This window comes from Pseudoalteromonas sp. MQS005, assembly GCF_001661605.1.
In the GTDB taxonomy this organism is placed as follows: domain Bacteria; phylum Pseudomonadota; class Gammaproteobacteria; order Enterobacterales; family Alteromonadaceae; genus Pseudoalteromonas; species Pseudoalteromonas tetraodonis.
Genome location: NZ_LYRQ01000040.1, coordinates 31,345 through 45,163 on the forward strand (window position 1 = coordinate 31,345; position 13,819 = coordinate 45,163).

General features: G+C 39.2%; 11 protein-coding genes. 5 read left to right on the top strand and 6 right to left on the bottom strand.

All coding sequences use genetic code 11. The features are described from left to right. Positions 1-218: 218 nt before the first annotated feature. Entirely contained in the window at positions 219-2,468 is a 2,250-nt protein-coding gene (locus A9479_RS13875) for a TonB-dependent receptor (RefSeq protein ID WP_064663729.1), read from the bottom strand. Positions 2,469-2,748: 280 nt separating this feature from the next. Here A9479_RS13875 and A9479_RS13880 point away from each other — a divergent pair, with 280 nt between their 5' ends. The 4 genes from A9479_RS13880 to A9479_RS13895 all read left to right on the top strand — a co-directional run bounded on the left by A9479_RS13880 (position 2,749) and on the right by A9479_RS13895 (position 7,469). Continuing rightward, positions 2,749-3,756, top strand: coding sequence for a LacI family DNA-binding transcriptional regulator (locus A9479_RS13880; RefSeq protein WP_010389326.1), 1,008 nt, complete (start codon positions 2,749-2,751; stop codon positions 3,754-3,756). A gap of 169 nt (positions 3,757-3,925) precedes the next feature. After that, positions 3,926-5,164, top strand: a complete 1,239-nt coding sequence (locus A9479_RS13885; protein ID WP_064663730.1) for a sugar MFS transporter — start codon at positions 3,926-3,928, stop codon at positions 5,162-5,164. A gap of 15 nt (positions 5,165-5,179) precedes the next feature. After that, entirely contained in the window at positions 5,180-6,676 is a 1,497-nt protein-coding gene (gene treF / locus A9479_RS13890; protein ID WP_064663731.1) for an alpha,alpha-trehalase TreF, read from the top strand. 103 nt (positions 6,677-6,779) lie between these two features. Further along, complete coding sequence (locus A9479_RS13895) at positions 6,780-7,469, top strand: LuxR C-terminal-related transcriptional regulator (protein ID WP_013462996.1); 690 nt, start codon at positions 6,780-6,782, stop codon at positions 7,467-7,469. Between the two features lie 52 nt (positions 7,470-7,521). Here the strand turns inward: A9479_RS13895 and A9479_RS13900 are convergent, their stop codons facing one another. The 5 genes from A9479_RS13900 to A9479_RS20190 all read right to left on the bottom strand — a co-directional run bounded on the left by A9479_RS13900 (position 7,522) and on the right by A9479_RS20190 (position 11,151). After that, complete coding sequence (locus A9479_RS13900) at positions 7,522-8,295, bottom strand: CsgG/HfaB family protein (protein WP_024602690.1); 774 nt, start codon at positions 8,293-8,295, stop codon at positions 7,522-7,524. Further along, positions 8,295-8,717: a curli assembly protein CsgF gene (locus tag A9479_RS13905; protein WP_016900115.1), complete on the bottom strand. Its 423-nt coding sequence runs from the start codon at positions 8,715-8,717 to the stop codon at positions 8,295-8,297. Before A9479_RS13905 ends, A9479_RS13900 begins: the two co-directional genes overlap by 1 nt. Next, positions 8,711-9,103, bottom strand: a complete 393-nt coding sequence (locus A9479_RS13910) for a curli production assembly/transport protein CsgE (protein ID WP_013462999.1) — start codon at positions 9,101-9,103, stop codon at positions 8,711-8,713. The genes A9479_RS13905 and A9479_RS13910 overlap by 7 nt, the downstream gene beginning before the upstream one ends. A gap of 41 nt (positions 9,104-9,144) precedes the next feature. Beyond that, on the bottom strand, positions 9,145-10,653 hold the full coding sequence (locus tag A9479_RS13915) for a curlin (RefSeq protein WP_064663732.1): 1,509 nt from the start codon (positions 10,651-10,653) through the stop codon (positions 9,145-9,147). A 366-nt stretch (positions 10,654-11,019) separates the two neighbouring features. Further along, positions 11,020-11,151 carry a hypothetical protein gene (locus A9479_RS20190; RefSeq protein WP_269453429.1) on the bottom strand — a complete coding sequence of 44 codons (132 nt, stop codon included), beginning with the start codon at positions 11,149-11,151 and terminating at the stop codon, positions 11,020-11,022. Between the two features lie 72 nt (positions 11,152-11,223). On the opposite strand from A9479_RS20190, the gene A9479_RS13920 reads away from it, so the two are divergent. Next, positions 11,224-13,731: a S8 family serine peptidase gene (locus A9479_RS13920; RefSeq protein WP_064663733.1), complete on the top strand. Its 2,508-nt coding sequence runs from the start codon at positions 11,224-11,226 to the stop codon at positions 13,729-13,731. The last annotated feature ends 88 nt before the right edge of the window (positions 13,732-13,819 follow it).

The following is a 13,819-nucleotide window of genomic DNA, read 5'->3' on the forward strand; positions in this document are numbered from 1 at the left end:
ACATCCATGTAGGCAACAAAGAGTAAATCGCCCCTAGGCAGAACCCGAAGGGCAGCGCCTGTTTGGTATTGATGCTGCGTTATCGCCTATTTATGGGGAATAACCACACCACATAGGCTCTGCCTTGCCTAAATACCAAACAGACTGCTGCAAATTTAACCTTGAAAGATCAACAGACCCTAAACACAGCGGCTTTAATTTTTTGCTTAGGGAGTGTATTAAAATGCGTAACTAACGCTTAAGCGTGTTGTACGCGGCATAATGTAACGGCCATTGGGCGCGTCGGCATTACGTGGGTCGCCTTCAGTGATACCTTGCTCGTCGGTTAGGTTATCTATGGCTAATTGCAGTTTAATGCCTTCCATTGGTTCAACAATTAAACCTAAGTCAACTTTTTCGTAGCCATCAAGTGTCACGGTGTTTTCATTATTACCAAAGCGGTCATCTACTGCTGACAAAGTACCATAGAGTGTGGCGTACATGCCGTCTACTTCAAAGTCATAGCTTGGTGTTACACGTACTTGCCATTTAGGCTGGCGCTGTGCTTCATTGCCTTTATTTTCTGGACTTTCAGTGATTTCGGTTTGTTGTAATGTGGTATTTAAATTAACAGAAAAGCCAGATTCATGATTAAAGTTGTAATCAAGTTCAACACCATACGCTTCGTTGGTTAAAATTTCAGCCGGCACACCCGGGCGACTTACAAAGGTATCGCCTTTTACTTCATTGACAAAAAAGGTGGCGTAGAAGTCGGTAGAGTCTGAAATAAGCTTGTAACCTAGTTCGCCCTGCGTTACTTCTTTAATTAGTTTTTCACCCCCTTGGTATGCGCGAAAGTTATCTCTAAAGTCATCAAAATATGGCATTTTATAACCACGGTTAACACGTGCAAACACGCCCATGTCGTCATTAATTGAATAGTTTAAACCGGTTGTCCATGAGGTTTTACTTTCATCGTAATCAACAGTTTTAGTGATAATGCCGTCAAGGTCTTCATCAACACTGTACTGCACATCATGGTTTTCTTTACGTACACCTAAATCAAGCGTAAATGCATCTGCAAATTTATATTGGCTTGTAAAGTAAAGGGCATTGGTGCGTGCATCGCCTGTTGAGCTAATATCGTAATTAAAACCACACCCGTCAGTGTTTTGGTTACATTCAATACCATTTAATAACTCACCACCAGCTTCCAGCACATGATACGCGGTATTACCTAAGCTCCACCAATCGCTCGCAGATGTGCTTGCTGTGTAATAACCAAAAGTGGCTGATAAGTCACCAAATTGTTTTGAAAAAGCTAAGTCGTTAGTAAACGAGCTTATTTCTTTTAATACTACCCAGCGACCCAGTTGCTGAATCGCAGTGTCACTAGCATATTCGGTGTTAGTTACCGCACCGAATGCCGTTTGGCCATTGTCGGCCAATTCACCAACGGTTGTTGCTGAACCATTAGGTACTAGGCCAAATGTATTGGCATCGCCTTTGGTAATATTGAAGCGATCAATAAATTGCCAGCCATTATCAAATTCAAGTTTAATACTACCGCCGGATACATGGCCATCCCATCCTCGGCCATCACCTAGGTCAATGTCGTGTGGTTGCGCATTTGGGCCGGTAAAAATCGTCGCTTGACGGTTAAGTGTGCCAAGTTGGGTATATTCAGCATCAATGCCATTAACATTGAGTGGTGTTGGTAAGTACCATGCGCCATGATCGTCTGTTTGACGGGTATAAAAGTTAAGCTCGCCATTGTCTAACTCTTTAGTAATGTTAATTGTAAATTGGCTGCCTTTTTCAGAAGTAAAGCCTGCATCACGAATACCAGGAGAGCTTTTAACATAGCCGCCTACCATAAAATATAGGTCGTCGGTGATTTCACCACTTACTACAGCATCAACCCGTTGTAAGTCGTAATCTGAGGTGGTGTATTTAAATAAGCCTTGAGTATCTTCACTGCCACGTTTTAATCTAAAGTTGGTTGTTAAACCAGGCTGACCATTGGATAGCACAGGATTAGGACCACCACGCAGTGCTTCCATTGTTTCAATCGTTTCATCGATTCTAAATAACGATGAGTTTTCTAAAAATGAAAGAGTAGGGGCAGGGTAAACTGGCGAGCCTTCAATACTGAGTGTTAAAAATGGCGCATCACCACCTCCTGGAAACCCACGCACAAATACGTTGGCACCAGACTCACCGCCAGAGCTTTCAACCCACACACCGGGAACGGCTTTAAATAAGTCAGCAGTACTTTTAGGTGATAATTTTATAATTTGTGATGAATCAATATTTGTTACAGCGTAGCTGGCATCAATCTTTCTGATCCCAACACCTGCGGGTGTACCAGAAACGACAATTCGCTCAACTTTTTTTTCTTTTGCTTGTTCTGCTGCAAGAGCAGCGTGTGTGCTTAGGGCTAAAGTAATTGCACAGGCTAGCATGCTTTTTGCTTTATTGAATTTCATGTGTGAGATCCCGTTTTTAGTGTGTTAAACAGTGTGTATTACAGCGAGATTGATTAAATTTTAATGTAAACAGGCTGTATAAATTGAAACTCTAGAGATAAATGCAAACGTTTGCAATATTTATTTGTAAATTATTTATTAATAAGGGCTGTTGTTTTATTGAGCGTAATTACACAAGAGCGTAATTTTTAAGTTAATGGGCAAGCCAGTAAAAAATAATAATGCTATATTGTCAGTAAGTTAGATATAGCAACAGCCGCAGTGGAGCGTTTAGGGTTTTATGAATAATAAAAAAATTAAATTAGCTGATTTAGCAAAGCTTGCTGGGGTGTCTACCTCAACGGTTTCGCGCGCGCTGAATAATAACCCGCTCATTAAGCAAGAAACCCGCGACAAGCTTCAGCAGCTTGCAAAAAAACATAATTTTAGCCTTAACACGGCGGCTAGCCGTTTGCGTACGCAAAAGACCAATGTTGTTGCCGTCATTATTAATCTTGATGAGCAAACCGAGCAATCAATCAGCGATCCATTTTTACTCAAGGTAGTGAGCGAAATTAACCTTGCGCTTAATCAACAGGGGTTAGAGTTGTTGTTATCTAACTCTATTATGGCGCAAGATGACTGGGCTAATTACTTTATTAATGGCCGCCGAGCAGATGGCATTATTGTTGTGGGGCAAGGAAAAAACCAAACTAATATAGAAGCGGCTGCCGATGCAGGTATTCCTTTAGTTGTATGGGGGGATCCAAAAACACAAAGCAATTATCCTATTGTCGGCAGCGATAACTACTTAGGAGGAATGCAAGCGACCGCTCATTTAATAGAACACGGTGCTAAAAATATTTTATTTTTAGGCGATCCTGAGCATGGTGAAATTAGTGAAAGGCATCGTGGTTACGCTGCTGCACTTTCTACCCATAAACTTGAGCAGCATGTTATATCCATTGATCTTACCAGTCGCTCTGCGTATCAAGCAATTAACCAGTTATTACGTGAAAAAGGGTTGTATTTTGATGCGATTATGGCCTGTAGTGACATGGTTGCACTGGGGGCGATGAAAGCGCTGAAAGAGCGCTACGTGAGTATTCCCAACGATGTGGCTCTGGTTGGATTTGATGACATTGCCATGGCTGATATCAGCCATCCTTCACTTTCTACAATTAAACAAAACACCCAATTTGCTGCGACTTTGTTAGTTAAAAAGTTAATACAGCAGTTTTCAGGTGAAAAAGTCGAATCACAAGTTATTGATATAGAGTTAATTACTCGCCAGTCAAGCAAACGTTAACTTAGTATTCATGTATATTAATTGTTAAATTTAAAATGCAAACGATTGCAATGATGTTTATTCTACTCTAAACTCAGGATTCACTGACTAACACACACGGTAATTTACCAGCTATGGGTAATTTGCTTTATAAACGTTATGGCGTATGTCGCTATAAACGAGGCACGCAATGAGTAAAATAAAAATCACACTGGCAATTGCTGCAAGCTATTTTATTTTCGCAATTTTATTAAATAGCGTAGGCACTGTTATTTTGCAGGCTATAAACACATTAGGGGTAAGCAAAACAGAAGCGTCGGTTTTAGAGGGGTTTAAAGACTTATCAATTGCAATAATGTCATTTGTTGTTGCTTCATTTATACCGCGTTTAGGCTACAAGCTTGCAATGCTGCTAGCACTGCTAGTTGTCGCTATAGCGTGTTTGAGTACGGCTGTAATAAGTGACTTTTACATGTTTAAAGTGTTATTTGCTGCTGTGGGTTGTGGTTTTGCGGTCGTTAAGGTGTCGGTTTATTCAATTATTGGCCAAGTGACTGAGGATGCAAATAGTCACTCATCATTACTGAACACCATAGAAGGCATTTTTATGGTGGGTGTATTAAGTGGCTATTGGGTATTCACCGCATTTATAGACCCTGTTGATAGCAATGCCTGGTTGAACGTTTATTACGTATTAGCAGCGCTTACGCTTTTGGTGATTATCAGTGTCGTAATAGCACCAATAAAGCCTGCTATCAAAGGTCAAAAAAGCAACTCGGGTTGGAATGACTTTATTGCTATGCTCAAACTTACCTATCAACCGTTAGTGCTGATTTTTATTATTAGTGCATTTTTGTATGTGTTAATCGAGCAAGGGGTAGGGACTTGGTTGCCTACATTTAATAATCAAGTTTTGCAATTACCAGTAGCTATTAGTATTCAACTAGCGAGTATTTTTGCCGCAGCTCTTGCTTTAGGGCGCTTAGTGGCGGGCCAAGTATTAAAGCATATTCATTGGTTTGTAGTACTTAGCTGTTGTTTAGTTGCTATGGCTGCATTGATCATTATTACCTTACCACTAACGGAAAACTTACCTAAAAGCGAGGTGAATAGTTTATTTGATGCGCCTCTGGCGGCGTTTGTTTTGCCATTAATTGGCTTTTTTATGGCGCCCATTTATCCGGTACTCAACTCAGTCATGCTCAGTGCGCTTCAAAAGCATCAACATGCTGCAATGACAGGGTTAATCGTTGTGTTTTCAGCACTTGGTGGCACCACAGGGTCGGTGATAACCGGGTATGTATTTGAGCACTTTAGTGGCCAGCATGCTTTTTATCTTTCACTTGTGCCCATTAGTTTAATTTTTATTAGCGTGATTATTTTTAAAAAACGCACCCATGCCATTTCACAACACGCAGTCAATAGTTAATAGATTAGGACAGTTATGAGTTTTTTTAATAGCCAATTATTTAAAGATGTACAAACACAGCACATATTTAGCGACTGTAAAACGTTTGCTGATGCAACAGCGCGTGTTGATTGGCAAAGTGCCTGTAAACAGTATGAGCAAATAGCACCCCTTAATAAAACTCAATTAAGAGACTTTGTTGATGCGCATTTTATAACAACGCCTTTATTAACAATGAAAGGGGCTGCAAATACCACCAGTGTAAAAGGCTACATAAACTCACTGTGGAGCGGCCTTCGACGTGAAGCCGATACACCCAAAGCTAATTCTTTACTCGCTTTAAAGCACAGCTACATTGTACCTGGTGGACGTTTTCAAGAAATTTATTATTGGGATAGTTACTTTACTGCGTTAGGTTTAATTGATGCAGATAAAAGTGATGTAGTAGAAGACATGCTACAAAACTTCATAGACTTAATTAACGATTACGGCTGCATTCCAAATGGTAACCGCAGTTATTATTTATCGCGTTCACAACCGCCTATTTTAGCGCTGATGGTTGAGCTTTTATGGCAGCACACTCACAGTAAAACACATAATTTAGCTTGGCTTAAATTGTGTGTTGAAGCTTTAACAAAAGAGCACGCATTTTGGATGCAAGGAGCAGATACACTCAGTGATACGCAAACAAGTGTAAAACGCGTGGTAACAATGCCATGTGGTGGGGTATTAAATCGCTATTGGGATGATGAGGCGGCTCCTCGCGCAGAGTCATTAAGAGAAGACTTAGCGCTTGCATCAGGGTTTAGTGATGATAAAAAAACTGAGTTTTATCGTAATATTCGTGCTGCGTGCGAATCTGGGTGGGACTTTAGCTCGCGCTGGTTAGCCGAGTCAAACTTACTAAGCTCAATTCAAACGACAGATATTGTACCCATAGATTTAAATTGCCTACTGTACAATTTAGAAAATCAGCTTAGTAAATGCTTTAAATTGCTTGGTAATGAGCAACAATCACAAACGTACAGCAGCTATGCTGTAAAAAGAAAGTCGCTTATTAATCAATATCTTTGGAGTAATGAGAAGCGTTTTTTTGTTGATTATAATCATAAGCTATCTAAGCCGTCTGCTATTTTAAGTGCAGCGGCAAGTACCCCGCTTTTTGTTAATTTAGCCTCGCAACAGCAAGCTGAACTGGTTGCAAACGTATTGAGCAAGCAGTTTTTAAAAGTAGGTGGTATTGTAACAACGGTTGTTGATACTCCACAACAATGGGACAGCCCGAATGGCTGGGCTCCATTACAATGGTTTGCGGTAAAAGGCTTGCGTAATTATGGTATTGATCAATTAGCTACACGCATAATGAAAAACTGGCTAACAATGGTAGAACAAGATTTTATTGAAAATAAATGCTTGTTGGAGAAATATAACGTATGCACACCGCAACAAAAAGCCAGCGGGGGTGAATATAAAGTACAACAAGGATTTGGTTGGACTAACGGTGTTACATCACGCTTTTATACACTTTTATAGGGTAACTAAACTCATTGGCTTATACCAAAAGAGCATTGTGTTTTGTAGTTAATTTAGGTAATGTGACGATTGTTGTAAATCTAATGTTTCAAGGATGAGTTATATGTTGCAAAAAAGCTCGGCTTTTATTAAGACAACGCTTCAATCGTCTTTCCATTCTCAAAACTACACAGTTATTTTAAGAACACTTCAAGCCATTTTTGGTGATATAAAAATGGACAGTACTATCCCACATATTGATCAGCGTGGTGCTTATGACATTTTTCTAATTGATGGATCTCAAAATGATTGGCAGGACTTGATCCCAGCAGATTTAATTTGTTTGGCTAAACAGTATAAGGTTGTGCTTTTTAATGTAGAACTAGAGCAAGTATGTGAAAAAAACTTATTACTCAATCATTTTAATGGGGTATTTTATAAATCGGCTGCAGCAGAAGATATATTTAAAGGCTTAGTAAGAATTTCTACTGGTGAGCTTTGGTTTACTCGTAAAGTAATCTCTAAGGCCTTTAATGATATTCTAAGTGTGGCCTCTTCGTTTAGCTCCTTAAGCGAAGATATCACGTTAAATGAAGCTGACTATAAGCATTTAACTAAACGAGAAAAATCGGTTATTCATTTAATTGCACAAGGAGCGAGTAATAATAAAATAGCGGACAAACTAAACATTAGCGACCATACTGTTAAAACTCACCTTTATAGCGCATTTAAAAAAACTAATTCGCGAAATAGAGTTGAATTGGCCAATTGGGCGCAAAGATATATTTCAGTATTATTACCCGTTGAGAGCTAATCGTTATTTGTTTGGCCACATCAATGACGTTGTGGCCATCTGCAAGAGTAGGTTAAGTTGCCTGTTTAGCCCATAAGCCTTTATCAATACCTTTGGTGATAAGATCTGTAAGCGCTTTTTCTATTGCTTGCGTTACGCAAATGCTCATTGGTTCATTATCACTAAATCCCGCCTCAGCTTCCGCCAGACGTTTATAGCTAACATACCTAAAAAAACCTGCTCGCATTTCTTGGCTCAATACTTTTTTGCTGGTGGCTACTGATAACAATACCTGGCCAGTTCTTACATCTACGGCACGTAAATAGATTGATATTGCATCTTCACGATATAGCTCTGATGCGCCAATACCAAAATATTCCATTCCTAAGCCACCCGTTTTTACATTGGTGTCGTAACTAATTATACCGCCTTCTAAAATGATTTTCGCAGTGGTTAACGGCGGTAGCTCGCCTTGATTAGGGTTAGTCGCTTGTGCCGCTCTAATTATTTTCCTCTCTGTCAAAATATTTTGCAAACCCTCACGTTCAACCGGCGTAAACCAGTCAGACTCATGTAATGCTTGCACTAGAATAGAGTTTGCACCTTGAGTGACGGCCGTTGAAAACGAGCTAACATTAGTTTGTGGCTTATATTGACCAGTTTGATCGCGAAATGAATAAACCGAGACTGGAATGCTGCCCGCAGGTTTAGGTAAGCTTTTTAAATCAGAAAAGACATCTGTTGGCTCTAACGTTACCGCACTTTGTTTTGACGGAGGGATTAAATTACCCATAGTAGAGCAACCACTAAGAGAAAGAGCGATTGTTATTATTATTAATTTATACATTATCCAAACCTCGGTACTTCGATAACCACAACCGAGTCATCAATTACATTTGTTATTCTAACCGTGATAGTGTCGGTTGTACTGGTGATCACTTCTATTTGATAATCACCACTCATAAAAATGGAGTCTTGATTAAAAACACTGTCTTCAATATTTTCCCCAAAAGCCATGTCGGTGATTTCTCTCACCATTCGATTTAAGTATGTCCGCTCTAATGAATCTTGAAACTGCTCTGCATACCCTTTTTCGACAACCGGCGCTTTATGTTTATTTTGTGCTTGTGCCTTACTAAGCAGCATATTGGCATTGAGAGGGTTGCCACCAAAACTCGGGTTAATAGGGGTATAAATAATTTCAGTTGCGGAGACTGAAAAGCTTAAAGTTGTTATTATTGTTAATGCTATTTTTTTCATTGTTACCATCCATTCAATGCCATATCAGGACTCGCTGTTTGCATATTCGATCGCGCCATGGCGTCCATTACAGAGTGCACTGCTTGCTCTACTCGCTCGTCCAAAGGCTCTAACTTTCGTCCCAAATGGGTTGCATAAATAATCTTATGATTCATTATTAAAACTAATTTAGTACCAGCACGGGGTATAACCGTTTCTTTTATTTCTACATTAAAGCCAGCTGTTGAAGGCAGTTCACGCCAATAATTTGAAAATTCACTGTAAAATTGATACCCAAAGCGACTAATACTTTTGTTTAGTAATAATCCATCGATTTCTAATTCAGCACTGGCATTACTCAAAGGAGTAAAAAAAGTTAAAAGTATAAAAAGATAGATATATTGTTTATTTTTCATAGTTAAAATAAGGGAGAGGGTTACTCTCCCCGTCTCATCAATTACATTTGTGTAATTGTTGCTGTATTACCATCACCAAGTTGAGTGACAGAGAATGTACTGTTAAAGCCAATTACGTTACCTTCAACAGTGTTGTAGTTACCGGTTTGAGTAACAGAGAATGAAACGTTTTCACCGCCTAATAAAAACGCTGAATCTCCAGTTCCACCTACCCAGTTACCTTCGCCTTGCTGTGCAATATCAATAGAGTGATTACTGCCTTCTACCATTAAGTCAATAACGTTAATATCACCATTTTGAGCAATATCAATTTGGTTTGCGTTACTATCAAGGATACCCGCTAGTGTAACAATCGCCTCGTTTTGATTACCGACTTGATTAACATCAATATCGTTATCGTTTGAAGTGAGAGAAACATCAGGATATGAAGACTGCACTAAAATTGCGTTTTCATCGCCACCTGATTGGCTAAGATCAACATCGTTACCGCTACCATTAAAGTTAGCTAAATGAACCGAGTTAAAATCACTAACCTGGGTTACTGTAAATTCATTATTTGAACCAATGACACCCATGTATGCTTCATTAGTGTTACCAACTTGCATTGCTGTAAGCTCATTGTTATCGCCCATTAGCTCAGTAGTCGCAAGGTTTTCATCACCAATTTGATTAACTGTTACTTCATTGAATGAACCGTCAAAAAGACCAGACTCAATAGCATTATTCGAACCTTCTTGGTCTAGTTTTATTTCATTATCATTACCAGTAACGGCTGCAAAAGTAATGGTATTGTTATCACCGCTGCTTTGTTCAATAGCTATTTCGTTGTCATCACCAGCAATATCAGTAAATGTAATGATGTTACGTGAACCATCTTGGCTAATGTCAATCTCATTTTCGTTACCGCGTAATGAGCCTATTTTAAATTCATTCCAGGTGTCTGTTTGTTCAATTTCAATAATGTTTTCATCGCCTGATAAGCTAAGTACTTCAAATTCTTGCCACATACCAGACTGAGATGAAATAATTTCGTTACCATTACCTCTCATGTCCATGTTGTAAAACCAGTGACCGCCATTTCCTTGTTCAACGTCAATATTATTATCGCTACCAGTGATAATATTGATTGCTTCATTGTTTTGAAATAACCCTTGGCCGAATTGAGAAACATAAACGCCGTTGTTATCACCCGTTATGCGTGTGATGAACCCATTAGCAACACCATCTTGTGCATAAGTTTGTTGGTTGTTATCACCTGTTGTTTCAACTTCGGCGTAATTACCATTTTGTAATTGAGCTATTTTAACATCGTTGTTGTTACCGATTTCAGTAGCTAGTGCAGTATTGCCATCGCCATCTTGAGAGACTAATGCCGTGTTGTCAGAAAATGATTGCTTAACTGTTACAGCATTCTCAATGCTACTTACAGATACTTTAGCTGCAAGCTCAGAAGTTGAACCTGCTTTTGTTTCTGTGTTTGCGTTTGCTGTAAAGCTGGCGCCCATTGCAATTGCAATTGCACAGCTTAAAAGTGATTTATTCAATTTCATTATTATTCTCCTTGAAAGATAAAATAAAATACCTTGATTATTTATTAAGTTTTAAAAAGGTATTTTCGTTGCAGCATGCCGTGCTGCAATAATGTGTGATTAGCTTTTTATTCTTAAACGTAAAATGCTGTTTTAAATATGAACTAGGGTTTGGTCATTAGTACTTGGTAAGGTGGTTTGCCATTCACTAATTCATAACTGCTCAGTCACTGTATTCTTCAATGAGTTCATTTTGAATCATCTTTTTTAATGGTAATTTAAATCTATAAATTTCAATTGCTTACTCTTTTAATTTGTATTTTCTATCTATTTACATCAAAAACCAGTAAAAAATAATGAGTTAATGCCATGTTAAAAATAAGTTATTTAATTCATTAAAATGGCTGCTATTAATGTTTTTTTTACTGTATTTCTAGTTAAAAATAATGGTTTTGTTCCTGATTTTGCTTTTTTTGCTTGAGTTAGTGACTGATTACCCGTTTTCTTAACGCTTGCCACGTGATTACTTAAATTCATAAACGTAAATATTTCGCTTAGTAAAGCTAAGTTAACTTAATTACGGATAGAACAATGAAAACAAAATTATCTATTATTACACTTGCACTTTTACCTTGTTTAGCTGCGGCTAAATTGCCTGATGTTAACAGTACAACTCAAAAAATAACCGCGAGCAGTGACTCGATTATTGTTAAATATAAAAAGAATGCTTCGCCAGAAATGCGTAAGCAAGCTCGTTCGTTAGTAAAAGCCAAAATATCTGATCTAAATAACGATGAAATTGATGATAACTTCACCTCGTTATTTTCTGGCCGCCTCGCAAAATTTAAAATATCAGGAATGAGCGCTAAAGAAGCAATTGAGCGCTTAAAATCGCATCAAGCTATTGAGTATGTTGAGCCTGATTACCGAGTGAGCATAGCAAGCGCAACTAATGACCCTCGTTTTGATGATTTATGGGGCTTAAACAACGAAGGCCAAACTGGTGGCACGGCTGATGCCGATATTGATGCACCAGAAGCATGGTCAATCTCTACAGGTAGTCGTGATGTTGTAGTAGGTGTTATTGATACGGGTGTTGATTATAGCCACCCTGATTTAGCTGCGAACGCGTGGGTAAACAGTGGTGAAATTGCCGGTGATGGTATCGATAATGACGGAAACGGTTACATTGATGACGTTCACGGTATTAATGCAATTACTGATGTTGGTGACCCGATGGATGACGAAGGCCATGGTACACACGTATCGGGTACAATCGGTGCCAGTGGTAACAATGGTGTCGGTGTTGTTGGTGTAAACCATGATGTTTCTATTGTTGGTTGTAAGTTTTTAGCCGCAGATGGCACAGGTTCTACCTCTGGTGCTATTAAGTGTATCGATTACATGGTTGGCCTTAAAAATGCGGGTGTTAATCTGCGTGTGTTAAATAATAGCTGGGGCGGCGGTGGTTTTAGCCAAGCGTTAGCTGATGCGATTACGGCTAGTGAGCAAGCTGATATTTTATTTGTTGCTGCTGCGGGTAACGATGCGGTTGATAACGATCAAAATCCACACTACCCATCTAATTATGAAAACGACAACGTATTATCGATAGCAAGTACTGATAGCAGAGATAATATGTCTAGCTTTTCTCAATGGGGCCTAACAAGTGTTGATATGGGCGCACCTGGCTCAGGTATTTTGTCGACCGTTCCTGGTAATAGCTATGCTACTTATTCAGGTACATCTATGGCAACACCACATGTAGCTGGTGCTGCTGCACTTGTACTTTCAGTTAATCCTGATTTAACAACACTAGAGCTTAAAGAATTACTTATGTCTAGTGGTGATGCTAATGCGGCATTAAATGGTAAAACGGTTGCAGGTACTCGTCTAAATGTTAACCAAGCGCTAATTGATGCTGATCCAACTCCAGGCTTTAAATTATCTGTATCGCCGGTTTCTCAGCAAGCGACTGTAGGTGATACGGTTACTTATACCTTTACGATTGGCTCAATTGCACAATGGGAAGGTGACGTTTCACTGGCTTTAGCTTCAGATCTTACCGATGCATCACTAAGCGCAACTACCGCTCGTCCGGGCGATGAAGTTGTTTTAACAGTTGCAACTAACAGCGATACTCAGTGGGGAAATTACGACTTTACTGTTACCGCAACATCAGACGAGCAAGTTAAAGAACAAACTGTTAGCTTAATGCTTCAACCTGCTGGTTTAAATGACTTTACTTACAGCAGTGATGAAAACATCGCTATTCCAGATAATTCTCCAGAGGGCGCAAGCTCGGTTATTACGGTTGCTGATGATTTAACTATTTTTGGCACCACTGCTGATGTAGATATTACGCATACTTGGTCTGGTGACTTAGTACTTACGCTTATTTCAGCGCAAGGTACAGAAGTAACTTTACAAAGCAATGAAGGTGGCAGTGCAGACGATATTGTTAAGTCATTTACATCAAGCGTATTTAATTCTGAAGTGGCAACCGGAGATTGGACACTTCATGTTGAAGATACAGCTGGTGCAGATACGGGTAATATCAATGGTTGGTCACTTACATTTAGCGCTATTGGTGAGGTAAGCCCACAACCACCACAAGCTGGCTTTAGTGTTTCAGCACAAGGTTTAACTGCTACATTTGTAGATACAAGTCGTGATGTAAATGATGACATTTCACAGTGGAGCTGGAACTTTGGTGATGGTTCAACATCAACAAACCCAAATCCTACACATGTTTACGCTCAGTCAGGAAGTTATGAGGTTGAATTAACCGTAACGGATAGTGAAAATAACTCAGATACATTCACTCAAACAGTGGTTGTTAGTGATGTTGAAATTGAATTGAGCTTAAAACGCGCTAACAAGTCACGTCTTGATACTATGCGTGTTGAGTTAAACTGGGCAGAAGTAGGGGCTGAGTCACTTAGCCTATACCGAAATGGCGAACTAGTAGATACCGTATCAGATAATGGCCGTTACCGTGATTATGTGCGTAACGCAACATTACCGGCATACGACTATCAGTTATGCGTATCTGAAAACGTATGTTCGAATATTATTACGGTTTCATTTTCTGAATAAAACGTTTACCCCTTAGACATTCAAAGCCCAGCAATGCTGGGCTTTTTTATGGAATATCCCTTCTTAATTTTATAGTAATAAATAATTA

Bases quoted from the DNA above. Each gene is read 5' to 3' on its own strand.
- A9479_RS13875 (WP_064663729.1), bottom strand. From the start codon at position 2,468: ATGAAATTCAATAAAGCAAAAAGCATGCTAGCCTGTGCAATTACTTTA.
- A9479_RS13880 (WP_010389326.1), top strand. From the start codon at position 2,749: ATGAATAATAAAAAAATTAAATTAGCTGATTTAGCAAAGCTTGCTGGG.
- A9479_RS13885 (WP_064663730.1), top strand. From the start codon at position 3,926: ATGAGTAAAATAAAAATCACACTGGCAATTGCTGCAAGCTATTTTATT.
- treF (WP_064663731.1), top strand. From the start codon at position 5,180: ATGAGTTTTTTTAATAGCCAATTATTTAAAGATGTACAAACACAGCAC.
- A9479_RS13895 (WP_013462996.1), top strand. From the start codon at position 6,780: ATGTTGCAAAAAAGCTCGGCTTTTATTAAGACAACGCTTCAATCGTCT.
- A9479_RS13900 (WP_024602690.1), bottom strand. From the start codon at position 8,295: ATGTATAAATTAATAATAATAACAATCGCTCTTTCTCTTAGTGGTTGC.
- A9479_RS13905 (WP_016900115.1), bottom strand. From the start codon at position 8,717: ATGGTAACAATGAAAAAAATAGCATTAACAATAATAACAACTTTAAGC.
- A9479_RS13910 (WP_013462999.1), bottom strand. From the start codon at position 9,103: ATGAAAAATAAACAATATATCTATCTTTTTATACTTTTAACTTTTTTT.
- A9479_RS13915 (WP_064663732.1), bottom strand. From the start codon at position 10,653: ATGAAATTGAATAAATCACTTTTAAGCTGTGCAATTGCAATTGCAATG.
- A9479_RS13920 (WP_064663733.1), top strand. From the start codon at position 11,224: ATGAAAACAAAATTATCTATTATTACACTTGCACTTTTACCTTGTTTA.